The organism is Pseudomonas sp. c313 (genome assembly GCF_055407145.1).
The window spans coordinates 203,967-228,383 of sequence record NZ_JBUZRD010000008.1; the positions used below are offsets into that span (position 1 = coordinate 203,967).

General features: G+C 59.9%; 22 protein-coding genes. 14 read left to right on the plus strand and 8 right to left on the minus strand.

Going from position 1 to position 24,417, the window contains the following annotated elements; genetic code table 11:
* Positions 1 to 38: 38 nt before the first annotated feature.
* The 3 genes from ACZRKZ_RS21010 to ACZRKZ_RS21020 form a co-directional block, all read right to left on the minus strand.
* Positions 39 to 1,586 carry a phosphoenolpyruvate carboxykinase gene (locus tag ACZRKZ_RS21010; protein WP_133103048.1) on the minus strand — a complete coding sequence of 516 codons (1,548 nt, stop codon included), beginning with the start codon at positions 1,584 to 1,586 and terminating at the stop codon, positions 39 to 41.
* Between the two features lie 179 nt (positions 1,587 to 1,765).
* Positions 1,766 to 2,668, minus strand: a complete 903-nt coding sequence (gene hslO, locus ACZRKZ_RS21015; protein ID WP_463982623.1) for an Hsp33 family molecular chaperone HslO — start codon at positions 2,666 to 2,668, stop codon at positions 1,766 to 1,768.
* Between the two features lie 167 nt (positions 2,669 to 2,835).
* Positions 2,836 to 3,243 (minus strand): RNA-binding S4 domain-containing protein, encoded by a 408-nt coding sequence (locus tag ACZRKZ_RS21020; RefSeq protein ID WP_463982624.1) that lies wholly within the window; start codon positions 3,241 to 3,243, stop codon positions 2,836 to 2,838.
* A 297-nt stretch (positions 3,244 to 3,540) separates the two neighbouring features.
* On the opposite strand from ACZRKZ_RS21020, the gene rimB reads away from it, so the two are divergent.
* Together rimB and rimK are read left to right on the plus strand one after the other, a co-directional pair.
* Complete coding sequence (gene rimB / locus ACZRKZ_RS21025; RefSeq protein WP_133103045.1) at positions 3,541 to 4,023, plus strand: retropepsin-like aspartic endopeptidase RimB; 483 nt, start codon at positions 3,541 to 3,543, stop codon at positions 4,021 to 4,023.
* Positions 4,020 to 4,925, plus strand: a complete 906-nt coding sequence (gene rimK / locus ACZRKZ_RS21030) for a 30S ribosomal protein S6--L-glutamate ligase (RefSeq protein WP_038445187.1) — start codon at positions 4,020 to 4,022, stop codon at positions 4,923 to 4,925. Before rimB ends, rimK begins: the two co-directional genes overlap by 4 nt.
* Positions 4,926 to 5,014: 89 nt before the next feature.
* On the opposite strand, the gene ACZRKZ_RS21035 is transcribed toward rimK, so the two are convergent.
* Positions 5,015 to 6,328, minus strand: coding sequence for an ATP-binding protein (locus ACZRKZ_RS21035; RefSeq protein WP_133103044.1), 1,314 nt, complete (start codon positions 6,326 to 6,328; stop codon positions 5,015 to 5,017).
* Between the two features lie 117 nt (positions 6,329 to 6,445).
* Positions 6,446 to 7,186: an osmolarity response regulator transcription factor OmpR gene (ompR, locus tag ACZRKZ_RS21040; RefSeq protein WP_133103043.1), complete on the minus strand. Its 741-nt coding sequence runs from the start codon at positions 7,184 to 7,186 to the stop codon at positions 6,446 to 6,448.
* Between the two features lie 355 nt (positions 7,187 to 7,541).
* On the opposite strand from ompR, the gene ACZRKZ_RS21045 reads away from it, so the two are divergent.
* The 7 genes from ACZRKZ_RS21045 (at position 7,542) to tauD (ending at position 15,737) form a co-directional block, all read left to right on the plus strand.
* Positions 7,542 to 9,878: a Tex family protein gene (locus ACZRKZ_RS21045; protein WP_463982625.1), complete on the plus strand. Its 2,337-nt coding sequence runs from the start codon at positions 7,542 to 7,544 to the stop codon at positions 9,876 to 9,878.
* Positions 9,878 to 10,261, plus strand: coding sequence for a PaaI family thioesterase (locus ACZRKZ_RS21050; protein ID WP_149413872.1), 384 nt, complete (start codon positions 9,878 to 9,880; stop codon positions 10,259 to 10,261). Before ACZRKZ_RS21045 ends, ACZRKZ_RS21050 begins: the two co-directional genes overlap by 1 nt.
* Positions 10,262 to 10,474: 213 nt before the next feature.
* Positions 10,475 to 12,058: a glutamate--cysteine ligase gene (gene gshA / locus ACZRKZ_RS21055; protein WP_463982626.1), complete on the plus strand. Its 1,584-nt coding sequence runs from the start codon at positions 10,475 to 10,477 to the stop codon at positions 12,056 to 12,058.
* A 180-nt stretch (positions 12,059 to 12,238) separates the two neighbouring features.
* Positions 12,239 to 13,216, plus strand: coding sequence for a taurine ABC transporter substrate-binding protein (gene tauA / locus ACZRKZ_RS21060; RefSeq protein ID WP_463982627.1), 978 nt, complete (start codon positions 12,239 to 12,241; stop codon positions 13,214 to 13,216).
* 16 nt (positions 13,217 to 13,232) lie between these two features.
* Positions 13,233 to 14,012: a taurine ABC transporter ATP-binding subunit gene (gene tauB / locus ACZRKZ_RS21065; RefSeq protein ID WP_463982628.1), complete on the plus strand. Its 780-nt coding sequence runs from the start codon at positions 13,233 to 13,235 to the stop codon at positions 14,010 to 14,012.
* The gene (tauC, locus tag ACZRKZ_RS21070; RefSeq protein WP_463982629.1) at positions 14,009 to 14,845 is read left to right on the plus strand and encodes a taurine ABC transporter permease TauC; all 837 of its coding nucleotides are present in this window, start codon (positions 14,009 to 14,011) and stop codon (positions 14,843 to 14,845) included. The genes tauB and tauC overlap by 4 nt, the downstream gene beginning before the upstream one ends.
* A gap of 55 nt (positions 14,846 to 14,900) precedes the next feature.
* Positions 14,901 to 15,737 (plus strand): taurine dioxygenase, encoded by an 837-nt coding sequence (tauD, locus tag ACZRKZ_RS21075; protein ID WP_463982630.1) that lies wholly within the window; start codon positions 14,901 to 14,903, stop codon positions 15,735 to 15,737.
* 64 nt (positions 15,738 to 15,801) lie between these two features.
* Here the strand turns inward: tauD and mgrA are convergent, their stop codons facing one another.
* Positions 15,802 to 16,839 carry an L-glyceraldehyde 3-phosphate reductase gene (mgrA, locus tag ACZRKZ_RS21080; RefSeq protein ID WP_463968924.1) on the minus strand — a complete coding sequence of 346 codons (1,038 nt, stop codon included), beginning with the start codon at positions 16,837 to 16,839 and terminating at the stop codon, positions 15,802 to 15,804.
* A gap of 242 nt (positions 16,840 to 17,081) precedes the next feature.
* Between mgrA and ACZRKZ_RS21085 the strand changes: the two genes are divergently transcribed.
* Complete coding sequence (locus tag ACZRKZ_RS21085) at positions 17,082 to 17,330, plus strand: hypothetical protein (RefSeq protein WP_149413879.1); 249 nt, start codon at positions 17,082 to 17,084, stop codon at positions 17,328 to 17,330.
* Positions 17,331 to 17,333: 3 nt separating this feature from the next.
* On the opposite strand, the gene betT is transcribed toward ACZRKZ_RS21085, so the two are convergent.
* Together betT and epsC are read right to left on the minus strand one after the other, a co-directional pair.
* Positions 17,334 to 19,295 carry a choline transporter BetT gene (betT, locus tag ACZRKZ_RS21090; RefSeq protein WP_463982638.1) on the minus strand — a complete coding sequence of 654 codons (1,962 nt, stop codon included), beginning with the start codon at positions 19,293 to 19,295 and terminating at the stop codon, positions 17,334 to 17,336.
* A gap of 317 nt (positions 19,296 to 19,612) precedes the next feature.
* Positions 19,613 to 20,539 (minus strand): serine O-acetyltransferase EpsC, encoded by a 927-nt coding sequence (gene epsC, locus ACZRKZ_RS21095; RefSeq protein WP_149413881.1) that lies wholly within the window; start codon positions 20,537 to 20,539, stop codon positions 19,613 to 19,615.
* Between the two features lie 231 nt (positions 20,540 to 20,770).
* On the opposite strand from epsC, the gene ACZRKZ_RS21100 reads away from it, so the two are divergent.
* The 4 genes from ACZRKZ_RS21100 (at position 20,771) to tcyN (ending at position 24,158) form a co-directional block, all read left to right on the plus strand.
* A complete protein-coding gene (locus ACZRKZ_RS21100; protein ID WP_463982631.1) occupies positions 20,771 to 21,763 on the plus strand; it encodes a D-cysteine desulfhydrase in 993 nt (330 codons plus the stop codon).
* A 185-nt stretch (positions 21,764 to 21,948) separates the two neighbouring features.
* On the plus strand, positions 21,949 to 22,743 hold the full coding sequence (gene tcyJ, locus ACZRKZ_RS21105; protein WP_463982632.1) for a cystine ABC transporter substrate-binding protein: 795 nt from the start codon (positions 21,949 to 21,951) through the stop codon (positions 22,741 to 22,743).
* On the plus strand, positions 22,743 to 23,408 hold the full coding sequence (gene tcyL / locus ACZRKZ_RS21110; protein ID WP_463968922.1) for a cystine ABC transporter permease: 666 nt from the start codon (positions 22,743 to 22,745) through the stop codon (positions 23,406 to 23,408). The genes tcyJ and tcyL overlap by 1 nt, the downstream gene beginning before the upstream one ends.
* A 3-nt stretch (positions 23,409 to 23,411) precedes the next feature.
* Entirely contained in the window at positions 23,412 to 24,158 is a 747-nt protein-coding gene (tcyN, locus tag ACZRKZ_RS21115) for an L-cystine ABC transporter ATP-binding protein TcyN (protein WP_463968921.1), read from the plus strand.
* Positions 24,159 to 24,417 lie beyond the last annotated feature (259 nt).

Here is a 24,417-nt window from a genome sequence, read left to right on the forward strand (position 1 = left end):
GCCCACAAGGGGCGGCTTTTTCAAACAGCTACCGAATCTTACAACTTCGGCCCAGCCGCCTTGATCGCGTCGCTCACTTCAAACTTCTTGAAGTTCTCAACAAACAACCCAGCCAGCGCTTTCGCTGCTTCATCGTAAGCAGCCTTGTCAGCCCAAGTGTTACGTGGGTTCAACAAGCCAGTCTCAACACCCGGCACGGCCAATGGCACGTCGAGGTTGATGGTGTCGAGGTGCTCGGTTTCAGCACCGATCAACGCGCCGCTCTGGATCGCTGCAATCACGCCACGGGTGGTCGGGATGTTGAAGCGTTTGCCCACGCCGTAGCCGCCACCAGTCCAGCCGGTGTTGACCAGGTAGACCTTGGAGCCGAAGCCGCGGATGCGCTTGATCAGCAGTTCTGCGTATTCGCCAGCCGGACGCGGGAAGAACGGTGCGCCAAAGCAGGTGGAGAAGGTCGACTTGATGCCGCTGCCCGAACCCATTTCAGTCGAGCCCACCAAAGCGGTGTAGCCGGACAGGAAGTGGTAGGCCGCTTGTTCTTCGCTGAGGATCGACACTGGCGGCAGTACGCCGGTCAGGTCGCAGGTCAGGAAGATCACGGCGTTTGGCTCGCCACCAAGGTTTTTCGGTGCGCGTTTTTCGATCAGCTCGCGTGGGTAAGCGGCGCGGCTGTTCTGGGTCAGGCTGTCATCGGCGTAGTCGGCCTTTTTGTCGGCATCCAGGACAACGTTTTCCAGTACGGCGCCGTGCTGGATGGCTTTCCAGATCACCGGCTCGTTCTTCTCGGACAGGTCGATGCACTTGGCATAGCAACCGCCTTCGATGTTGAAGACCACGCCAACGCCCCAGCCGTGTTCGTCGTCGCCGATCAGGTAGCGGCTTTCGTCGGCGGACAGGGTGGTTTTACCGGTACCCGACAGACCGAAGAACAACGTGACGTCGCCTTCTTCGCCCATGTTGGCAGCGCAGTGCATTGGCAGCACGTCGACGGCTGGCAGCAGGAAGTTTTGTACGGAGAACAGGGCTTTTTTCATTTCGCCGGCGTAGCGCATGCCAGCGATCAGCACTTTCTTGGCCGCAAAGTTGATGATTACTGTGCCGTCGGAGTTGGTGCCGTCACGCTCAGGTTCGCAGACGAACTCTGGGACGTTGAGGATCTGCCACTCGCCCTTGCCGCCGGCGTTGTACTGGCCAGCTTCAGGGTTGATGAACAGGCAACGGCCGAACAGGTTGTGCCAGGCAGTACCGGTGGTCATTTTGACCGGCAGGTAGTGCGCCGGGTCGGAGCCTACATGCACGTGGGAAACAAAACGCTCACGCTCGCCGATGAAGGCTTCAACGCGGTTCCACAGGGCGTCGAACTTGTCGGCCGGGAACTTGCGGTTGATCGGGCCCCAGGCGATGGCGGCCTGGGTGGAAGGCTCTTCAACGATGAAACGGTCGACCGGCGAACGGCCGGTACGGTGACCGGTGCGTACGACCAGCGCGCCAGTATCGGCAAGCTCGCCTTCACCGCGCTGCAGGGCTTCTTTGACCAGATCGTCAACACTCAGATCGGTGTATACGGCGTTATTGGCTTGCGTCATGAGGTTCCCCGTCGGCCTATGGCCGAGTGCTCCAAACGTTTTGTAGTAGAAAGTTGCGCACTACTACCGCAGAAAAAGTGGGCCGGATTATGCCAGAAAAGCCCAAAAAAAGTAGGGCCCTCCCGTCAGAACGGCGCTAACCCGGCGTTTGTCAGGTGATTTACCTGTGCTTAAACGTTTTAGTGGTGGGTGCCCGAAGGGGTATCGACGCCCGCCCCGGCGAATAATTGGGCGATATCGGCAGCGTCGAACAGGTAGCGCTGGTTGCAGAATTGGCAATCAATTTCGATATTGCCACCGTGTTCTACCACCAGAGTCTGGGCATCTTCCAGGCCCAGGCTCACCAAGGCATTGGCCGAGCGCTCGCGGGAACAGCTGCAGCGAAAACGCAGAGACTGCACGTCGAACAGGCGCACGGTTTCTTCGTGGTAGAGGCGGTGCAGGACGGTTTCGTTGTCCAGGCCCAGCAACTCTTCGGCAGTCAGGGTGCTGGCCAGAGCGGTGATGTGCTGCCAACTGGCGGCGCGGTCTTCCTCATCGCGGATACGGTCGGCTGGCAGTTGCTGCAACAGCAGGCCACGGGCGCGCTTGCCGTCGGCGTTGAGCCAGAAGCGGGTGCCCACTTGCTGGGACATCACGAAATAGTTGGTGAAACACTCCGACAGGTCGGCGCCGTCCAGGTCAACGATGCCCTGGTAACGCTGGCCCTGGGTCGGGTCGACGGTGAGGGCCAGCACGCCGCCGGGCATCAGGTCGGCCAGCGTGGCGTCGGGAGCGATCTGGTCGGCTTCGTAACGGGCCAGGCCGCGGATTTCGCGCTCGCTGGAGCACTCGATCATCAGCAGCGGGATCGGACCATCGGAACGGGCCTGCAGGATCAGCAAGCCATCGAACTTCAAGGTACCGACCAGCAGCGAGGCCGCGGCCATCAGCTCGCCGAGCAGTTGCGCGACCGGCTCCGGATAGGGGTGCTTGGCAAGGACTTCGGCATAGCTGCGCTCCAAGGCGACCAGTTCGCCGCGGGCGTCGTTGTCGTCGAAGATGAAGCGTTGGGTGAAGTCGGTATCCGGTAGATCAGTCATAGGTCTGGGTATCTGAATTGATGACGATGTTTCTAGAATTATGCGTTTTAGCACCGATTTGGTGCATTTCTCCTCTGAAAAACGAAGCGTTTTAAAGCGAAGATGAGACAGTTTATGAACAAACCGGGTTTGTTCCAAGCCAAGTGAAGCCTCGGGCGATTAGCCCGTTAATCATCGTTGCCGCTGCCGCGGAACTTAAACAAATCCCGGCGCTGCTTCTTGCTCGGTTTGCCATCGGTGCTGACACCCAGTGATCCGGCCTTGCGCATCGCCGCCGCGTTCTCGCGCTTGGCGATACTGGCTTCGGTCTCGGCGTACAGCGCCTGTGCCTCGGGCGCGCCTCGGCGGACAATAGAGAGCGCCTGAACCACCACCGTACGCTCATCAAAACCGACGCGGATCTGGAACTCATCACCCATGCGCGGCTCCTTGCCCGGCTTGCAGCGCAAGCCACGACAATGCACCTTGCCACTCTCAATAGCGGTCTTGGCCAGCGCACGGGTCTTGTAGAAGCGCGCCGCCCACAGCCATTTGTCCAAACGGACTTTTTCGTCCTCTTCCTGCTTTTGAGCCACTTGAATTCCCCGCTCTGAAAAATGCCGCAACTGAACAGTCGAACCCCATCGACGCATAAACATCGGGGCTCACCTAAGATACGCCAGTCACTACACTGTTTCTGTGAGTTTCCATTGAGCCGACTGATTTCTGAAGCTCGATAGATAACGGTCGCCATTTGCCAAGTATTCTGCGTGAATACCGCGAATTCGATCCCGAGCCCTGAGTAACAGTTCGGGGATTGTCACAATCCGTGAGCAGTTGGACGTTACTGTCCTCGACGACTGCGAATTATTTCTGAATGCCGGTTACCCATATTGAAGACTTTTGACCATTTGACCGTTGTGGGTCTGCGTGAGTGGGTGGCACTTCCCGGCTTGGGAGTGGCCGGCCTGCGAGCAAAGATCGACACCGGCGCCAGTACCTCAAGCCTGCATGCCACCGAGATCGAGCCCTTTGAGCGCGACGGTGAAAAATGGGTGCGGTTCACCGCACACCTGGGCAGCGTGGTGCAACTGCGTCACCGACGCTGCGAAGCACCGCTGGTGGCGATGAAAACCATTAAGAGCTCCAACGGCCAGGCGCAGGTGCGCTATGTCATCAGCACGACTCTGGCTTTGGGTGATCGGGTATGGCAGGTGGAGTTCACCCTCGCCTGCCGCAAAGCCATGCGCTATCGCCTGCTGCTCGGTTCCAAAGCCCTGATTGACGGCCAACTGGTGGTCAATCCCGGGTTCAAGTACGTTCAAGACAAGCCGGTGTTCCCGGCCTCTACTATTTCTGTCACAGGTGTTGCATGAAAATCGCTGTGCTGTCGCGTAACCCGCGTCTGTATTCCACCCGTCGCCTGGTCGAGGCCGGCACCGAGCGTGGCCATGAGATGGTGGTGATCGATACGTTGCGCGCCTATATGAACATTGCCAGCCATAAGCCGCAGATCCATTACCGGGGCAAGCCGTTGGAGGGCTTCGACGCGGTGATTCCACGGATCGGCGCTTCGGTGACGTTCTACGGCTGCGCGGTGTTGCGCCAATTTGAAATGATGGGGGTGTTTCCCCTCAACGAATCGGTAGCCATCGCCCGCTCGCGGGACAAGCTGCGCTCGCTGCAGTTGCTGTCGCGGCGCGGCATCGGCTTGCCGGTGACCGGGTTCGCTCACTCCCCCGACGACATTCCCGACCTGATCGAAATGGTCAACGGCGCGCCGCTGGTGATCAAGGTACTGGAAGGCACCCAAGGCATCGGCGTCGTGTTGTGTGAAACCGCAACAGCGGCAGAGTCGGTGATTGAGGCGTTCATGGGCCTCAAGCAAAACATAATGGTCCAGGAATACATCAAGGAAGCCGGCGGTGCGGATATCCGCTGCTTCGTGGTCGGCGACAAGGTGATTGCGGCGATGAAGCGCCAGGCCAAGCCGGGCGAGTTTCGCTCCAACCTGCACCGTGGCGGTAGCGCCAGCCTGATCAAAATCACCCCTGAAGAGCGCATGACAGCGCTGCGGGCAGCCAAGGTCATGGGGTTGAGTGTGGCGGGTGTGGATATCCTGCGTTCCAACCACGGGCCGCTGGTGATGGAAGTGAACTCGTCACCGGGCCTGGAAGGGATTGAGACCACCACCAACAAGGATGTGGCGGGGATCATCATTCAGCATCTAGAGAAGAATAGCGGGCCGAATATGACTCGGACCAAAGGGAAGGGGTAGAGGAGCAGTTACAAGCTTCAAGCTATAAGCTGCAAGAAAGAGCAAAAGCAGCCTGCTTTTCTCTTGCAGCTTGAGGCTTACCGCTGCACCTACACAGCATCCCTGGGCAACATCAGCCCCAATGGCAAGCGCACCCGCGCTTCCAGGCCGCCATCGGTACGGTTACGCAGCTCAACATTGCCGCCGTGCATCGAGGCAATCCGCCGGACGATCGCCAGCCCAAGGCCCGTACCCTTGCCACCACGGGCACGGTCGCCACGGGTGAACGGGTTGAAGATGCCCTCCAGCTCCGCCGGGTCTATACCTGCGCCACGGTCCATGACGCTCAGTACCACGTAAGGCGCATTGGTATCGCCCGATACATAGGCCGCGACTTCCACATCTGAGCCAGCGTGATGCAGGGCGTTGCCGATCAGGTTGTTCAGCAGTCGCTTCATTGAAACCCGACGCAAGGCAAACGGCTGGATCGGCTCCAGGCGCATGCGCACCTGCTCGCCATTCTGGTTGTAGGGCGCCACTACTTCACGCACCAGGTCGGTCAGATCGACCTCTTCCACCACTTCGTCACGGCCATCGCGGATAAACGCGAGGAACTGGTCGAGAATGGCGTCCATGTCTTCGATGTCGCGGACCATGCCGTCGGTAAGGTCAGTGTGATTGCCCATCAGTTCCAGGGACAGACGCAGTCGCGTCAGCGGCGTGCGCAAGTCATGGGAAACTCCGGCAAGCATCAACTCGCGCTCACGGCCGGCCTGTTCGACGTCCTCCGCCATCTGGTTGAACGCGCTGTACACCTCGGTCATTTCGCTGGGGGTGTCACTGATGGGCAAGCGCACGCTACGCCCCTGCCCCAGTTGTCGGGCAGCAAACACCAGGCGCTTGAGCGGCTGGTTCAACTGACGAACGAAAATCCACGCCGACGCGGTAGACAGCAAACCGATGGCGAGGAACCAGCCCAGTACGTTCCAGATTTTCTGCCCCCGCAATGGATGCGGATACAGCGGCACTTTCAGCCAGCCATCCCCCAGGCTCGGAGCCCGCACCCATAGCGCGGGAGACACATGCATGCGCAGCCGCACCTCGGTGTCTTCACCCAGTTCAGCCTGCATCTGGCGTTGATAGATTTCACTGTAGGGCCAATGCTGCTCCCCTTCCGGTACACCAGCGCCCACCACTCGGGTCAGCGTCGCGGCCTTGGCGATCTTCTCGCGATTCTCGGGGTCTGCGGCCCAATAGGCACGCAAGGTCAGAGCGACACCGTGGCTGTACTGCCGGTCCACCAGCACGTCTTCGTTCATCAATAGATAAACCAGTGTCAGTGCCTTGGAAAACAGTACGACGATCAGCACCAGCCAAAGGGTGCGAGAAAAAAAGCTTTGCGGGAACCACAGCGGGGTTTTCATAGAAGACAGCTAGACACCTTGCAGGAGCGAGAAGGGCTCGCAGAATTGCAGACGCCGGGCATCCGGCTGACCCTCAAGGGATCAAATACCGAAATACCCGCACCTGCAAATCATTGGTCACTTGGTCGCAGTGCCATCCGGCACAAATACGTAACCCACACCCCACACCGTCTGGATATAACGCGGCTTGGACGGGTCTGGTTCGATCATGCGGCGCAGACGGGAAATCTGCACGTCAATGGAGCGCTCCAGAGCGTCCCACTCGCGGCCACGGGCCAGGTTCATCAGTTTGTCGCGGGTCAATGGCTGACGTGCATTCATCACCAGCGCCTTGAGCACAGCGAATTCGCCGGTGGTGAGCATGTGGACTTCGTCGCCACGCTTGAGCTCACGGGTCGCCAGGGACAGCTCGTAGTCGCCAAAGGTGACGCTTTCGTCTTCACTGCCCGGGGCGCCCGGCACTGGAGCGGCCTGGCGACGCAATACCGCCTTGACCCGAGCCATGAGCTCATCAGGGTTGAACGGCTTGGCCAGATAATCGTCGGCGCCCAGTTCGAGCCCCTTGATGCGGCTCAGCTCATCGCCCTTGGCGGTCAGCATGATGATCGGAATCTGATTGTTCGCGCCGCGCAAGCGTTTGCAGGCCGTCAGGCCGTCTTCTCCGGGCAGCATCAGGTCGAGTACGACCAGGTTGAATACTTCGCGCCCCAGCAGGCGGTCCATCTGCTCGGTATTGGGCACCGATCGGGCGCGGTAGCCCTTGGAGTTGAAGAACCGCTCCAGCAGGCTGCTCAGCCCTGGATCGTCATCAACGATGAGAATTTTTTCGCCTTCAGCAGTTTGTGCAGTGCTGCTCATTAGATGCTCCTCTTATCTCGGTGCGCATTATGGCGTAGCTGCCGTTATACGCACCGTGTGCATTGTTAGCAGATTTTTCCTCTACTGCCAGTGAACCTGCGCCCTTCAACATCCCGCGCAATCCCCCCAACGGCAGAACGCTGGTTATACTGCGCCGCCTTTGTGCAGGGAAAATTCAGATCTTTACCGTTTGCTGCATGCCGTTTTTTTCACAGGTACGCAGTGATTTTCCGATTTCGAGGGTCAATAGGCTGCCTCTTGACCCAGGCAGCGGCGCCAGTCGGGCCGCTCAACCAGTCTCAAAGGGCCTTGTTCTCCGGGCCTGCGAGCTGCTTTCAGAATTTCAGGTGGTTTTATGGACAGCATCAACAGCCGCATCGCCGAGGAACTCGGTGTACGCCCACAACAGGTCGAAGCGGCCGTCGCTCTACTGGATGAAGGCTCCACAGTGCCCTTCATCGCCCGTTACCGTAAAGAAGTGACCGGCAGCCTCGATGACATCCAGTTGCGGCATCTGGAAGAACGCCTGCGCTACCTGCGAGAACTCGACGAACGGCGCATCAGCATCCTTGCCAGCATCCAGGAGCAGGGCAAGCTGACCCCGCAATTGGAGCGCGACATCAAGCTCGCCGACACCAAGACCCGCCTCGAAGACTTGTACCTGCCGTACAAGCAGAAGCGCCGCACCAAGGGCCAGATCGCCCTGGAAGCTGGCCTCGGCGACTTGGCCGACGGTCTGTTCAACGACCCGTCCCTGGCCCCGGAAAGCGAAGCTGCACGCTTTGTCGACGCCGAAAAAGGTATCGCCGACGTCAAGGCTGCCCTCGAAGGCGCCAAGTACATCCTCATGGAGCGCTTCGCCGAAGACGCCAATCTGCTGGAAAAACTGCGCAGCTACCTGAAACAGGAAGCCGTCCTCAGTGCCCGAGTCATCGCCGGCAAGGAAGAGGAAGGCTCCAAGTTCCGCGATTATTTCGAACACGACGAGCCGCTCAAGAGCATGCCGTCCCACCGCGCTCTGGCGATTTTCCGTGGGCGCAACGAAGGCATTCTCAGCTCCGCGCTTAAAGTCGGCGACGAGCTGCCGGGCACCATGCACCCGTGCGAAGGCATGATCGGTCAACAATTTGGCATCCAGAATCAGAATCGTCCTGCGGACAAGTGGCTCGGTGAAGTCGTGCGCTGGACCTGGAAGGTCAAGCTCTATACTCACCTGGAAACCGACCTGCTGGGCGAGTTGCGCGACGGCGCCGAAACCGAGGCGATCAACGTATTTGCCCACAACCTGCATGACCTGCTGCTGGCTGCACCGGCCGGCCCGCGCGCCACTCTGGGCCTGGACCCGGGCCTGCGCACCGGTTGCAAGGTCGCTGTGGTGGATGCCACCGGCAAGATGCTCGACCACGCCACGGTCTATCCGCACGTGCCCCACAACAAGTGGGACCAGACCATCGCCATCCTCGCCGCCTTGTGTGCCAAACACTCGGTGGACCTGATCGCCATCGGCAACGGCACTGCCAGCCGTGAAACTGACAAGCTTGCCGCCGAGCTGATCAAAAAGTACCCAAGCATGAAGATGACCAAGGTCATGGTCTCTGAGGCGGGCGCGTCGGTGTACTCGGCCTCGGAACTGGCTTCCAAGGAATTCCCGGACCTCGACGTGACGATCCGTGGCGCGGTATCGATTGCTCGCCGCTTGCAGGACCCATTGGCCGAGCTGGTGAAAATCGACCCTAAATCCATCGGTGTCGGCCAGTACCAGCACGACGTGTCGCAGCTGAAACTGGCGCGAGGCCTGGACGCGGTGGTGGAGGATTGCGTGAACGCCGTCGGTGTCGATGTAAACACCGCTTCCGTGGCGCTGCTGGCCCGGATCTCCGGCCTCAACGCTACCCTGGCGCAGAACATCGTCACCCACCGCGACGAAAACGGTGCCTTCAAGACCCGTGCAGCGCTGAAAAAGGTCGCACGCCTTGGCGAAAAAACCTTCGAGCAGGCCGCCGGCTTCCTGCGCGTGATGAACGGTGACAATCCGCTGGACTCCTCGGCCGTCCACCCGGAAGCCTATCCGCTGGTGCAACGGATCGCCGCTGAAACCGATCGCGACATCCGCTCGCTGATTGGCGACGCCACGTTCCTCAAGCGCCTGGACCCGAAAAAGTACACCGACGAAACCTTCGGCGTGCCGACCATCACCGACATCCTGCAAGAGCTGGAAAAGCCGGGCCGCGACCCACGTCCCGAGTTCAAGACCGCCGAGTTCCAGGAAGGCGTCGAAGACCTCAAGGACCTCCAACTGGGGATGATCCTCGAAGGCGTGGTGACCAACGTGACCAACTTCGGCGCGTTTGTGGATATCGGCGTGCATCAGGACGGTTTGGTGCATATCTCGGCGCTTTCCGAGAAGTTCATCAAGGACCCTCGCGAAGCGGTGAAAGCCGGTGACGTGGTCAAGGTCAAGGTCATGGAAGTCGACATCCCGCGCAAACGCGTGGGCCTGTCGATGCGCATGAGCGACACCCCCGGCGAGAAAATCGACGGTGCCCGTGGCGCACGCCCAGGCTCGGCGCCTCGCCAGTCGCAAAACCGCTCTCAAAATACGGCACCGCGCAAGGAAACCGCCACCGAAGCCCCGGCCAATAACGCCATGGCGTCGCTGTTCGCCAACGCCAAACAACTGAAGAAGCGCTAATGGAATTGCCAGCCGGTTTGACCCACAGCGCATTCAGTGAACTGATCGGCTGCCGCCTGCAACGCCTGGACCAGGGCGTTGCCGAAGTGGCCATGACCCTGGAACCGCAGCTGCGCAACCGCGCTGGCAAGCTCCATGGCGGGGCTATTTTCAGCCTGGTGGACATTGCCATGGGGCTGGCTTGTTCCAGCGCCCATGGTTTCGACCAGCAGAGCGCGACCATCGAGTGCAAAATCAACTACATCCGGGCCGTTTCAGACGGCGACGTGCTGTGCACCGCCCGGGTTATTCACCCAGGCCGGCGCACGTTGGTGGTTGAGGCTGACGTGTACCAGGACGAAAAACTGGTCGCAAAAGCGCAAGGCACCTTCGCAGTCCTATAGCTCCCTGTCATCGATTTGAGTTAATTTCGGCGCAGTGAAAGCTGCGCCGAAATTTTTTTTGTGCGCAATAGCCAGATTCCGGATGAAGGCGGCTCTTTCAGAGTGGGTCAATCCGGCTCGAAAGCCAGGCGATAACGCCAGTTTTAACTTCACCCTTGTAGACCGTCTTGCCCACCCCCATATTGGGGCGACTGACGCGTGAAGGAATCCAACTTGAGCGAACTTCTCAACCGCCGCCTGGCTCTGCTCGGCGAGCGCGCCCACCTCTCTTTGCTTGAGCATTGCCTGCACGGCATCGAGCGTGAATGCCTGCGTGTCACCCATGAAGGTCGGCTGGCGCAAACGCCGCATCCCGAGGCCTTGGGCGCCGCACTGACCCATGAACAGATCACCACCGATTACTCCGAGTCGCTGCTGGAGTTCATCACTCCGGCCCTGCCCAACCCGGCAGACACCCTGAGCAGCCTCGACAAGATTCACCGTTTTGCCTACAGCAAGCTCGGCAACGAGTACCTGTGGAGTCCATCGATGCCGTGCCCATTGCCGGCCGAGGAAGATATTCCGATTGCCTACTACGGCACCTCCAACATCGGCCAGCTCAAGTATGTGTACCGCAAGGGCCTGGCCCTGCGTTACGGCAAGACCATGCAATGCATCGCCGGCATCCACTACAACTTCTCCCTGCCGGAAGATTTGTGGCCACTGCTCAAGGAAGCCGAAGGCTTTGTCGGTACTGACCGCGACTATCAGTCCACGGCCTATATCGCACTGATCCGCAACTTCCGCCGCTACAGCTGGCTGCTGATGTACCTGTTTGGCGCCTCGCCAGCCCTGGATGCCGGCTTCCTGCGCGGTCGTTCCCATCAGCTGGAGCAACTGGACGCCGATACCCTGTACCTGCCCTATGCCACCAGCCTGCGCATGAGCGACCTGGGTTACCAAAGCAACGCCCAGGCGGGTCTCACGCCTTGCTACAACGACCTGGACAGCTACACCGACAGCCTGCGCGAAGCGGTGGCAACCCCCTACGCCCCGTATGTCGAAGTCGGCACCCACAAGGACGGTGAGTGGGTACAGCTCAACACCAACATCCTGCAGATCGAAAACGAGTACTACTCCAACATCCGCCCCAAGCGCGTGACCTACACCGGCGAACGGCCGATCCAGGCGCTGGTGGCCCGTGGCATCCAGTACATCGAAGTGCGCTGCCTGGACATCAACCCGTTCCTGCCAATGGGCATCGACTTGCAAGAGTCGCGCTTCCTCGACGCATTCCTGCTGTATTGCGCGCTGAACGACAGCCCGCTGTTTGCTGATAACGAATGCGGCAACGCCACGTCCAACTTCCTCAGCGTGGTCAAGGAAGGCCGCCGTCCGGGCCTGCAATTGCAGCGTCGCGGTGAATCGGTGGAGATGACGGAATGGGCCGCCGAGTTGCTGGCGAAGATTGCTCCTCTCGCGACGCTGCTGGACCAGAGCCACGGTTGCACTGAACACAGCCAGGCACTGGACGCCCAGTTGGCGAAGATCAAGGACCCGTCCCTCACGCCATCAGCCCAGGTGCTGGCAGCGATGAGTGAACGCAAAGAAAGTTTTGCGCAGTTCTCCCTGCATCAGAGCCAGGTGCATGCCGAGTTCTTCCGCAAGGAGCCGCTGGCCGCTGAGGAACAGGCGCGTTTTGAGGAACTGGCGCGCAGTTCACTGGCGCAACAGGCGGAGCTTGAGCAAAACGAAGTGGGGGATTTCGACGTGTTTGTCGGGTCGTACCAGGCGAGTATTTTGGCGATCAGTAACTAATTAACGGCCAACGAATAACCTGTGGCGAGGGAGCTCGCTCCCTCGCCACAGGTTTGGTGTTCTCCCGGCAATGGATTTTCCCCTCATAAGCTAATTCGAAAATGTTATTTATTTTCGGGTTCTTAGATCATTTAGTCTCCTCAAACGCCGACCCTCGGCCGCCTGATGAGGAGCTTCCCCTTGAAACTGCACTTCCCCCTACGCCTCCTGGCGGCTTTTTCCCTGGCCGGCGCCAGCCTGTTTGCCCAGGCCGCCGATGTCACTATCGCCTACCAGACCACCGTGGACCCGGCGAAAGTCGCCCAGGCCGACGGCGCTTATGAAAAAGCCACCAATGCCAAGATCGACTGGCGCAAATTCGACAACGGTTCCGACATCATCGCCGCTATCGCGTCCGGCGATGTACAGATCGGCTACCTCGGTTCCAGCCCGCTGACCGCCGCCATCACCCGCAAAGTGCCGGTGGAAACCTTCCTCGTCGCTACCCAGATCGGTGGTGCTGAAGCCCTGGTGGCCCGCAACGGCTCCGGGATCAATAGCCCACAGGATCTGATCGGCAAGAAAATCGCCGTGCCTTTCGTCTCCACCGGCCATTACAGCCTGCTGGCGGCGCTGAAGCACTGGAACATTGATCCATCAAAAGTAACCATTCTCAACCTCGCACCACCGGCCATCGTCGCCGCCTGGAAGCGCGGTGATATCGACGCCACTTACGTTTGGGACCCAGCCCTGGGCGTGGCCAAGGAAAACGGCAAGGTGCTGATCACCTCCGGCGAACTGGCCAAGTTCGGTGCGCCGACCTTCGATGCCTGGATCGTGCGCAAAGACTTCGCCGAGAAACACCCGGAGATCGTCAGCGCATTCGCCAAAGTCACCCTCGATGCCTACGCCGACTACCGCAAAGACCCACAAGCCTGGCTCGCCGACAAAGGCAACGTCGACAAACTGGTGAAGCTCTCCGGGGCCAAGGCCAGCGACATTCCTCTGCTGCTGCAAGGCAACGTCTACCCGCTGGCAGCTGATCAAGTAACGCTGCTGGGTGCGCCGACCACCAAGGCCGTCACCGACACCGCCGCGTTCCTCAAGGAGCAGGGCAAGGTCGAAGCCGTGCTGGCGGACTACGCGCCGTACGTCAGCGCCAAGTTCATCACCAACTGATCGGGAGTACATCGCGATGGCCTTGCTACAACTGGAGCGCATCAGCGCACAGTACCCAGGCGCCACAGAGCCTGTGCTGGCTGATATTTCCCTAAGCCTTGGGCCCCAGCAATTGCTGGTCGCCCTCGGCCCGTCCGGCAGTGGCAAGACCTCGCTGTTGAACCTGATTGCCGGCTTCGTCGAACCCAGCGCCGGGCACATCACCCTTGATGGCGTGCCTGTAAAAGGGCCGAGCGCCGAACGTGGCGTAGTGTTCCAGGACGATGCCCTGCTGCCCTGGCAGGACGTGCTGGCCAATGTCAGCTTCGGCCTTGAGCTGGCGGGCGTACCGAAAGCCAAGCGGGAAATCCGCGCCAGGGAAATGCTCGCCCTGGTGGACCTGGCCGGTTTCGACAGCCGACGCATCTGGCAGCTTTCCGGCGGCCAGAGGCAGCGTGTCGGTTTGGCCCGTGCGTTGGCCGCCGACCCGCGCGTGTTGCTGATGGACGAACCTTTCGGCGCCCTTGATGCCTTCACCCGCGAACAGATGCAGGAGTTGCTGCTGCAGGTCTGGCAGCGCACCGCCAAGCCAGTGTTCCTGATTACCCATGACATTGAAGAAGCCGTCTTCCTCGCCACTGACCTGATTCTACTGGCGCCCAATCCGGGCCAGATCGTCGAACGCCTGAGCCTGGACTTCGGCCAGCGCTACGCCGCTGGCGAACCAGCACGGGCGATCAAGTCCGACCCGCGCTTTATCGAAACCCGCGAACACGTCCTGGGCAAAGTATTCTCCCAACGGCAGGTGTCCGCATGAGCAGTTATGAATTACCGGCCACGGCGACCAAGCCAGCGTCCCAGCCCACCGTGCCGGTGCGCCGCAGTTTGAGCACGCGCTGGATCAGCCTGCTGACCCTGGTTGCCTTGCTGGCCATCTGGTGGGCCGTGACCGCCAGCGGGATGATCGAACCATTGTTCTTGCCACCGCCTTCTGCCGTGCTGCAAAAGGGCTGGCTGCTGGCGACCAGCGGCTACATGGATTCCACCTTGTGGCAGCACTTGGCCGCAAGCCTCGGCCGTATCGGCCTGGGCCTGGGTTTTGCCGTACTGACCGCCGTGCCGGTAGGCATCGCCATCGGTTCCAACCGCATCGCCCGGGGCATTCTCGACCCGCTGATCGAGTTCTACCGCCCGATTCCACCGCTGGCCTATCTGCCGCTAATCGTGATCTGGTGCGGCATCGGCGAGCTGTCCAAGGTGTTGCTGATCTACCTGGCGATTTTCGCACCGATTGCCATCGCCACCGCCACCGGCGTGCGCACCGTCGACCCGGCCAAGCTGCGCGCCGCACAGTCGTTGGGCGCGACCCGCGCACAACTGATTCGCCACGTGATCCTGCCCAGCGCCTTGCCGGACATCCTCACTGGTGTGCGGATTGGCTTGGGTGTCGGCTGGTCAACCCTGGTAGCCGCCGAACTGATCGCCGCCACCAGCGGCCTGGGTTTCATGGTGCAGTCGGCGGCGCAGTTCCTGGTCACCGACGTGGTGGTGCTTGGCATCCTGGTCATCGCCCTGATTGCCTTCGCCATGGAAATGGGCCTGCGCGCCCTGCAGCGCAAACTGGTGCCATGGCACGGCCAGGCACACTGAACAGAACCGCACTGACTACGCCGACACCTCGGCGCCCAACACTTTCGAGAACAGCATGAGCAGCCTGACCGTAACGCCCTTAAGCATCGCCCTTGGCGCCCAGATCAATGGCGTCGACATCACTCAGCCACTGAATCTGGAGCAACGCGACGCCATCGAACAGGCGTTGCTCAAGCATTCGGTGTTGTTCTTTCGCGACCAGCCAATCACCCCCCAGCAACAGGCACGATTCGCGGCAAATTTCGGCGACCTGCACATTCACCCGATTTACCCCAACGTGCCGGAGCAGCCCGAAGTACTGATCCTCGACACCGCCGTCACCGACGTGCGTGACAACGCCATCTGGCACACCGACGTGACCTTCCTGCCGACCCCGGCCCTGGGCGCGGTGCTCAGCGCCAAGCTGTTGCCGGAGTTTGGTGGAGACACCTTGTGGGCCAGCGGTATTGCCGCTTATGACGCGTTGTCGAAGCCGATGAAAAGTTTGTTGAACGGTTTGACCGCGACTCACGATTTCACGCGGTCCTTCCCCCTGGAGCGTTACGGCAACACCGCCGAAGATTTAGCCCGCAGGGAAGAAGCCCGGCGCAAAAACCCGCCACTGTCCCATCCGGTGATTCGCACCCACCCGGTGAGCGGGCGCAAATCGCTGTTCGTCAGCGACGGCTTCACCAGCAAAATCAACGAACTTGAACCCGCCGAAAGCGAAGCCATCCTCAAGTTGCTGTTCGCCCACGCCACCCGCCCGGAATTCACCATCCGCTGGCGCTGGCAGAAAAACGACGTGGCCTTCTGGGACAACCGCGTGACCCAACACTACGCCGTTGACGATTACCGGCCGCAACGGCGGGTGATGCATCGGGCGACGATTTTGGGAGATGTGCCGTTCTGATTAAGGCGCTGATCGTTCCCACACCCTGTGCGGGAACGATCAGTTATCAACTGAGCACTACCGTTTACTCAGCGGTAGACGGCTTCTCCCACAAGTTAATCCCGCCTTCCTGGGCAAACCGATCAATTTCCGCCAGCTCATCCGCCGTGAAGCTCAAGTTCTTCAACGCCCCGACGTTTTCAATGATCTGCTCTGGCCGGCTCGCACCGATCAAGGCGCTGGTCACCCGTGGATCGCGCAAGGTCCAGGCCAAGGCCAACTGCGCCAGGCTTTGCCCACGACGCTTGGCGATCTCATTGAGAGCTCGCACGTGGGCGATGTTGGCCTCCGACAGGTGCGAAGTCTGCAACGAACCTCCCCCCGGCCGATTCACCCGCGCATCGGCCGGTACGCCATTGAGGTATTTGTCGGTCAGCAGCCCCTGGGCCAGCGGCGTGAAGGCAATCACCCCGGTGCCAAGTTCGTCGGTGGTGTCCAACAGGTCCTTTTCCACCCAACGGTTGAGCAGGTTGTAGGCCGGCTGGTGGATCAGCAGCGGGACTTTCCACTCTTTGAGTAGCGCCGCCATTTCCCGGGTTTTTGCCCCCGAATAGGATGAGATACCAATGTACAGTGCCTTGCCTTGTTGCACGGCAGTGGCGAGGGCGCTGGCCGTTTCTTCCAGCGGGGTGTCGGCGTCGAAGCGGTGGGAATAGAAGATATCCACGTACTCGACACCCAGGCGTTGCAGGCTCTGATCCAGGCTCGCCAACACGTATTTGCGCGAACCACCGCCCTGGCCGTAAGGGCCGGGCCACATATCCCAGCCGGCCTTGCTGGAGATGATCAGTTCATCGCGGTAGTGCTTGAAGTCTTCGCGCAGCAGGCGACCGAAATTGATCTCGGCGCTGCCGTAAGGCGGGCCATAGTTGTTGGCCAGGTCGAAGTGGTTGATACCCAGGTCGAATGCCGTACGCAGCAAGGCGCGCTGGGTATCGATGGGGGTGCTGTCGCCAAAGTTGTGCCACAGCCCCAGGGACAGTGCTGGCAGCACGAGCCCGCTGCGGCCCACGCGGCGATAGGGAATAGATTCATAGCGGTTTTCGGCAGCAATGTAAGTCATCGAATCCTCTCTGGTCTGGGCATATAAGGCGCAGGAATAACGATATTCCCAGGCCTTTTAAGGGCAGCTGAATCGCTTAAGTGCACCTATCCTTTCTACAGCAAAGGCCTATCAGGGTGGTACGACGAAGCTCACATAGAGGCGGTTTTCATACTTCTCGGTAGCCGTTCTCGGACGCGGCCTCGTTCTGCTCGACCGCTGCTACGCTAACGTCTGCCTTCAGGGATGTAGAGATATCGATCATGCACACCACACTCGTCATCACCTTCGGCCTGGCCCTGCTGGCGCTGATGCTGTTGATCGGCCAAAAACTGGGCGTCAGCCGGCACATGCTGGCTTATAGCTTCGTCGGGATTTGGTTGGTTTTATCGGTGGTCAACGGCGCGATAGGCGTGATCACCGCCGGCCAGCCCCTGGTGTCAGAGCTGGTGATCGGCAGTGTGGTGTTCGGTACGCCATTGGTGGCACTGGCCCTGTTCATCAGGGCCTGAGCTTCAACGAACCATGTGCAGGAACTGCATGTGGCGCTCGTACTGGTCGAGGATGTCGTTGATGATCTGCTCCTTGGTGTAGCCCACCAGGTCGTAATCCTGGCTGCCCTCACTCAAGTGCACTTCCGCCCGGTAGTAGCGGCGGTTGTTGATCTCCTTGGAAGCCATGCCACCCCGGGCAAACGACGGCGTGAAATAGCCGCGCATCTGCACCTGATAGACAAACGGCTGCTGCTCGCCGTGACCGATTTCCAGGCTGACGCTGTCGTTGGCCGGGTCGGGCTGGGTGACTACGTTCAGGCCTTTTTCGACAAACACCGCAGTCACTTCTTCGATAGCCGGACGCACCGTGGTTTCGAGGAAGCGGTACACCTCATCCCGTGACGGGAAGTGCACGGCCTGGCTCAAACGCTGACGCCAACCGCCACGCCCCTTGCGTGAGCCCGACACCGGAGCCAGGGAATGCAGCTGCGCAATCTGCTTCTGGGATTCGAGGTAGAAAGCCTTGTGCAGCCCCCACATCATCAGCAACAGGATCATCGAGAACGGCAACGACGTCAGCACTACCGCTGACTTCAGCGAATCGATACTGCCGGCAAACAGCAAGGCGCTGGTCACCAGCGCAGTCATCGCGCCCCAGAACACCCGCAGCCATTTCGGCCCGTCTTCATCGGCGGTGCCACCTTTGGAGGACAGGGTGGACAGCACCACAGTGCCGGAGTCGGCAGAGGTGACGAAGAACACAAAGCTGATAAACACCGTGACCGCGATGACCGTCTTGCTCCACGGGTAGGTTTCCAGCAGCAGGTAGAGGCTCATCGACGGATCATCAATAGCCGACTGCCCCAACGCGGTCAGGCCATGGTTGAGCACTTGGTCGATGGCGCTGTTGCCGAAGATCGACATCCAGGCCAGGGTGAAGCCCAACGGGATCAATAGCACGCCGAAGACGAATTCGCGGATGGTGCGGCCCCGGGAAATACGCGCGATAAACAGGCCCACAAACGGCGACCATGCGATCCACCAGGCCCAATAGAACACAGTCCAGCCACCCAGCCAGTCGCTGGGTTTATCGTAGGCGTAGAGGTCGAAACTCTTGGTCGGCAAGGCGCCGAGGTAGTCGCCGATATTCTGGATCAGGGTGTTGAGCAGGTGCTGGGTAGGCCCGGCGAACAGCACGAACAGCAGCAGCGCGCAGGCCAGCAGCATATTGATGTCGGACATCACCCGCACGCCCTTGTCGACACCAGAGACCGCCACCAGGATCGCTGCGCCCATCATCAAAGTGATGAGGCCGACTTGAATCCATTGGGTATGGGCCACGCCGAACAGGTAATCCAGCCCGGAGTTGAGGTGCAATACGCCAAAGCCCATGTCGGCACCCAGGCCGAACACCGTGGCGATGATGCCAAAGCCATCCACCGCATAGCCGATGGGGCCGTTGATACGTTTGCCGATCAGCGGGTACAGCGCCGAACGCAACGCCAGCGGCAGGTTATGCCGGTAGGCAAAATACGCCAGGGCCATGCCGACGAAGGCAAATACACCCCAGCCGTGCAGACCCCAGTGCAGAAACAGGATCTGCATGGCCTGGCGTGCGGCGTCTGCGTTCAGGGCCTCGCCCTGGGGCGGTTGCACCAAGTGGGTCAACGGCTCAGAGACGCAGAAGAAAAACAGCGTGATGCTGATCCCGGCAGCGAACAGCATGCCGGCCCAGGACAGGTAACTGAATTCGGGCTCGTCGTGGTCGGCACCTAGCTTGATCTTGCCGTAACCAGATAGAGCGGTGACCACCACGAAGACCAGATACAGGGTCATCGCCAGCATGTAGTACCAGCCGACCGTATTGGCCGCCCAGTTTTGTGCGGCCAGCAGCCAGGCGCCAGCTTGCTCGGGAATAGCGATAACGGTCAGGCCGAACAGCAAAATGAAACTCGCGGCAAAGTAAAACACCGGCGGATTCATGCGGATCAGACCGCTGGAAGGTGTGGACGATGCACTCATGAAGGGCGCACCTCAGGGGTGTTGGATGTGGCTGTAAAAAGCGGACTCAGCAAAGGCAAGCCTCCTGTTGTGAGCGGGCAGCGAACCACCGGTTTAACTTGAACGAACAGACAAGTTAAACATGGATAGCCGTTTTTGGACTAATCGCAAGGCCCGGCGGTCGTGCTTTCTTACGGTAGTTCAAGGAAAGGTATGACGCATTGGGATGACAAAACGTTCAGCAGAAACTTGGAACTGATCGCTCCAACGTTCTGCGTGGGAGCGATCATTAAATAAACCTACTTCTGCGCCCCATCATCATGCTGCAAATTCGCCTGGGTCAGGTTGGCCCCCGCCGGCACGCTGCGGGTCAGCCAGACGTTGCCGCCGATGGTCGAGCCCTTGCCGATGGTGATCCGCCCCAGAATCGTCGCCCCGGCGTAGATCACCACGTCGTCCTCGACAATCGGGTGGCGCGGATGACCTTTCTGCAACTGCCCGTCCTCGTCCGCCGGGAAGCGCTTGGCCCCCAGGGTTACGGCCTGGTAGATGCGTACCCGCTCGCCAATGATCGCCGTCTCGCCAATCACCACTCCCGTCCCGTGGTCGATAAAGAAGCTCGGACCGATCTGCGCGCCGGGGTGGATGTCGATGCCGGTGGCCGAGTGGGCGATTTCCGCACTGATCCGTGCCAGCAGCGGCAAGCCGGCGCGGTACAGATGATGAGCCAGGCGATGGTGGATCACCGCCAGAATCCCCGGATAGCACAGCAGCACTTCGTCGACGCTGCGGGCGGCCGGGTCGCCGTGGTAGGCGGCCAGCACGTCGGTGTCCAACAGGCTGCGCAGAGCTGGCAGCGCCAGGGCAAAATCCTGGATCAATCGGATGGCGGTGGCATCGATTTCGCGGTCTTGTTGACCGCCTTGTCGTGCGGCATAGCGCAACTCCAGGCGGGCCTGGGCGAGCAAGGCGTTCAACGCCACATCGAGGGTATGACCGACGTAGAAGTCTTCACTTTCCTCGCGCAGGTCCACCGGCCCCAAACGCATGGGGAATAGTGCTCCGCACAGCGCTTCAAGAATCTGCGCCACAGCGTCCCGCGACGGCAGTTCACGCCCGCCCTGCTCGCCGCTGACCCGGCCATTGTGGGTGCGCCACTGGTCCCGGGCGCTGCGCAACTGGCTGACGATGGTCTGTAATTGCCAATGACTGGAACGCTCGCTCATGGTGGAACCTTCGGTAGTGGGAAGCTGCAAGCAAGAACCCGCCTGCTTTTACTTGAAGCTTGAAGCTTGCCGCTTGAAGCTGAAATGACCGCTACCTTACGACATGCCACAGGGTCCGCCTTAAGAACTAATCATGCCGAGTACATAACCAACCGACATAAGCGATTGGCGGTTGCCCGATGAAAAGTGCCTGCCTATAGTCGCTGCATCTTTTATCTCCCGTGCGTAGCCATGATCAAACAACAGCTCGACCGTTTTAATCGTCTGGAACTGCTGGGCGGCGCCACTGCCCTGGAAAAACTCGATCGGTTATCGGCCTGGCTGGGCCGCGATATCTACGTCAAGCGCGACGACACCACGCCACTGGCCATGGGCGGCAACAAGCTGCGCAAACTCGAATACCTGGCGGCCGATGCCCTGGCCCAAGGCGCCGATACCCTGATCACCGCCGGCGCCATCCAGTCCAACCATGTGCGCCAAACCGCTGCCTTGGCGGCCAAGCTGGGCCTGGGCTGCGTCGCCCTGCTGGAAAACCCCACCGGCACCAAAGACCCCAACTACCTGGGCAACGGCAACCGCCTGTTGCTGGAGCTGTTCGACGCCAAAGTTGAATTGGTGGAGAACCTGGACAACGCCGACGAACAACTGAGCGCCCTCGCCGAGCGCCTGCGCAGCAACGGCAAGAAACCGTATCAGGTGCCCATCGGCGGCTCCAATGCCATCGGTGCCCTGGGCTACGTGCGCGCCGGGCTGGAGCTGGCCAGGCAGATCGAAGACAGCGGCATCACCTTTGCCGCCGTGGTGCTCGCCTCGGGCAGCGCCGGCACCCATAGCGGGCTGGCCCTGGCCTTGAGTGAAACGCTGCCGGATTTGCCGGTGATTGGTGTGACCGTGTCGCGCACCGATGAGGCCCAGCGGCCCAAGGTGCAAGGCTTGGCCGAACGGACTGCCGAGTTACTCGGTGTCGAGATTCCCGCCAGCTTCAAGGTGATCCTCTGGGACGAATACTTCGCCCCCCGCTACGGCGAGCCAAATGCCGGCACCCTGGCGGCGATCAAGCTGCTGGCCAGCCAGGAAGGCCTGTTGCTGGACCCGGTCTACACTGGCAAGGCCATGGCCGGGTTGCTGGATGGCATTGGCCGCCAGCGCTTTGAGGACGGCCCGATCATCTTCCTGCACACCGGCGGCGCTCCGGCGTTGTTTGCTTATGACTCGCTGTTCTGAACAGCCTCGCCATATATTCCAAAAAAGAATAACAGGTGTGATTTATATTATTTTCAAGTCTTAAAAACCCAATTTATAGTCCCGCCAAAGGCGAACGTGTTGCGAGACGCACACGCCGCTTTAAGGCAGGATACGACTACTGCTGTCACTTGCTTCGCTCAACATAAAAAACACAGGGGCTTGTCATGACTATTTCTGTATTCCGTCGCACGTTACTGGTTGGCACATTGGGGCTGGGCCTAGGGGCTGGGTTGCTGGGCCAGGCGGTTGCTGGCGAGCAGTTGGACAACATCAAGAAGGCCGGTGTGATCAAGGTCGGCCTGGAAGGCACCTACCCACCGTTCAGCTTCGTCGATGAAAGCGGCAAGCTCACGGGTTTTGAGGCCGAGTTTTCCCAAGCCCTCGCCAAGGAGCTGGGGGTCGAGGTCAAGTTACAAGCCACCCCATGGGACGGCATCCTCGCAGCGCTGGAATCCAAGCGCCTGGACGCAGTGATCAACCAGGTGACCATCTCTGAAGAGCGCAAGAAGAAGTACGACTTCTCCGAGCCCTACACCGTTTCCGGTATTCAAGCGCTGACCCTGAAAAAGAATGAAGGCACCATCAAGACCGTTGCCGACCTGGCTGGCAAGAAAGTCGGTGTAGGCCTGGGGACCAACTACGAGCAATGGCTCAAGGACAACGCGCCGAAAGCCATCATCAAGACCTATAACGATGATCCGACCAAATACCAGGACCTGCGCATCGGTCGTATCGACGCGATTCTGGTAGACCGTCTGGCCGCTCTTGAACTGTCGAAAAAAGCCCCGGACACCGCCGCCGCTGGCGAACCCTTCTCTCGCCAGGAAGCCGGCGTAGCACTGCGCAAAGGCGAACCTGAATTGCTGGCCGCCGTTAACAAGGCCATCAACAAACTGCGCGCTGACGGCACCTTGAAAAAGCTGTCCGAGAAATACTTCAACGCTGACGTCACTCAATAATGGAAGCAGGTTTCCAACTCGCGCTGGACTCCGCGCCCTTTCTGCTCAAGGGCGCGTACTACACGGTGATTCTTAGCTTGGGCGGGATGTTTTTTGGCTCCCTGCTGGGGTTCGCCCTGGCCTTGATGCGCCTGTCGCGCTTCAAGCTGCTGAGCTGGATCGCCCGGGTCTATGTGTCGTTCTTTCGCGGCACGCCGCTGCTGGTGCAGCTGTTCCTGATCTATTACGGCTTACCGCAAGTGGGCATAGAGCTGGACCCGATACCGGCGGCAATGATCGGCTTCTCGCTGAACATGGCCGCTTATGCCTGTGAAATCCTGCGTGCCGCGATCAGTTCCATCGAGCGTGGCCAGTGGGAAGCGGCAGCCAGTATCGGCATGACCCGCGCGCAGACCTTGCGTCGGGCCATCCTGCCGCAGGCCATGCGAACAGCCTTGCCGCCCCTGGGCAACAGCTTTATTTCGCTGGTCAAGGACACTGCCCTGGCCGCGACCATCCAGGTGCCCGAGCTGTTTCGCCAGGCACAACTGGTCTCTGCACGCACCTTCGAAATTTTCACCATGTATCTGTCGGCCGCCTTGATCTACTGGGTACTCGCAAGTGTCCTGGCACACCTGCAGAATCGCCTGGAAGCACGGGTCAACCGGCATGACTTGGAGTCTTGAAGCATGATCGTGGTTGAAAAACTGACCAAACAATTCAAGGGTCAGGTGGTGCTTGACGGTATCGACCTTGAGGTCAAGGAGGGCGAAGTCGTCGCCATCATCGGCCCCAGCGGTTCCGGCAAGACCACCTTTCTGCGCTGCCTGAATTTTCTCGAAGAACCCACCAGCGGCCGGATCAAGGTCGGGGATATCCAGATCGACGGCAGCCGCCCCCTCAACCAGCAACAGAGCCTGGTGCGGCGCCTGCGCCAGCACGTGGGCTTTGTGTTCCAGAACTTCAACCTGTTCCCTCACCGCACGGCGCTGGAAAACGTCATCGAAGGCCCGATAGTGGTCAAGAAGATGCCACGGGAAGCCGCTGATGCCCTCGGTCGCAAGCTGATGGCCAGGGTTGGCCTGGCGGGCAAGGAAGACGCCTACCCTCGGCGCCTGTCCGGTGGCCAGCAGCAACGGGTAGCGATTGCCCGGGCCCTGGCGATGGAACCGGAAGTGATCCTGTTCGACGAACCGACCTCGGCCCTGGACCCTGAGTTGGTGGGCGAAGTGCTGGCGACCATTCGCAGCCTGGCCGAAGAAAAACGCACCATGGTCATCGTCACCCACGAGATGAGCTTTGCTCGCGACGTGGCCAACCGGGTGATCTTTTTCGACAAGGGCGTAATCGTCGAGCAAGGCGAAGCCAAGGCACTGTTTGCCAACCCCAAGGAAGAACGTACCCGGCAATTTCTCAGCAAGTTTATCAATAACTAACTTGCGCCAATCTATTGTAAGAAACTTCGCTTTATAGAGTTGCCGAAAGGCAACTCGATTCTTTAGCCTTTTTTGAGAAAAGCCCTTTAATCATTGGATAAAAGTCATCATAGAACACTGCCTTAAAGCGCAACTGCAGTAAGACCCTTCTGAATACTCCTGGACGAGCCCCATGAAAGACAGGACACCGTTTCCCCCTTACGATAAGGGATAGGCAAACGGTTATGTTTATGACTAATAGCAACGACAAGAGTGGGGA

Coding starts and splice junctions, on each gene's coding strand:
- ACZRKZ_RS21100 (WP_463982631.1), top strand. CDS start 20,771: ATGATCAAACAACAGCTCGACCGTTTTAATCGTCTGGAACTGCTGGGC.
- hslO (WP_463982623.1), bottom strand. CDS start 2,668: ATGACTGATCTACCGGATACCGACTTCACCCAACGCTTCATCTTCGAC.
- tauD (WP_463982630.1), top strand. CDS start 14,901: ATGAGCAGCCTGACCGTAACGCCCTTAAGCATCGCCCTTGGCGCCCAG.
- ACZRKZ_RS21045 (WP_463982625.1), top strand. CDS start 7,542: ATGGACAGCATCAACAGCCGCATCGCCGAGGAACTCGGTGTACGCCCA.
- tcyN (WP_463968921.1), top strand. CDS start 23,412: ATGATCGTGGTTGAAAAACTGACCAAACAATTCAAGGGTCAGGTGGTG.
- ompR (WP_133103043.1), bottom strand. CDS start 7,186: ATGAGCAGCACTGCACAAACTGCTGAAGGCGAAAAAATTCTCATCGTT.
- rimK (WP_038445187.1), top strand. CDS start 4,020: ATGAAAATCGCTGTGCTGTCGCGTAACCCGCGTCTGTATTCCACCCGT.
- epsC (WP_149413881.1), bottom strand. CDS start 20,539: ATGAGCGAGCGTTCCAGTCATTGGCAATTACAGACCATCGTCAGCCAG.
- tauC (WP_463982629.1), top strand. CDS start 14,009: ATGAGCAGTTATGAATTACCGGCCACGGCGACCAAGCCAGCGTCCCAG.
- tcyJ (WP_463982632.1), top strand. CDS start 21,949: ATGACTATTTCTGTATTCCGTCGCACGTTACTGGTTGGCACATTGGGG.
- tauB (WP_463982628.1), top strand. CDS start 13,233: ATGGCCTTGCTACAACTGGAGCGCATCAGCGCACAGTACCCAGGCGCC.
- ACZRKZ_RS21035 (WP_133103044.1), bottom strand. CDS start 6,328: ATGAAAACCCCGCTGTGGTTCCCGCAAAGCTTTTTTTCTCGCACCCTT.
- mgrA (WP_463968924.1), bottom strand. CDS start 16,839: ATGACTTACATTGCTGCCGAAAACCGCTATGAATCTATTCCCTATCGC.
- tcyL (WP_463968922.1), top strand. CDS start 22,743: ATGGAAGCAGGTTTCCAACTCGCGCTGGACTCCGCGCCCTTTCTGCTC.
- ACZRKZ_RS21085 (WP_149413879.1), top strand. CDS start 17,082: ATGCACACCACACTCGTCATCACCTTCGGCCTGGCCCTGCTGGCGCTG.
- ACZRKZ_RS21010 (WP_133103048.1), bottom strand. CDS start 1,586: ATGACGCAAGCCAATAACGCCGTATACACCGATCTGAGTGTTGACGAT.
- betT (WP_463982638.1), bottom strand. CDS start 19,295: ATGAATCCGCCGGTGTTTTACTTTGCCGCGAGTTTCATTTTGCTGTTC.
- ACZRKZ_RS21050 (WP_149413872.1), top strand. CDS start 9,878: ATGGAATTGCCAGCCGGTTTGACCCACAGCGCATTCAGTGAACTGATC.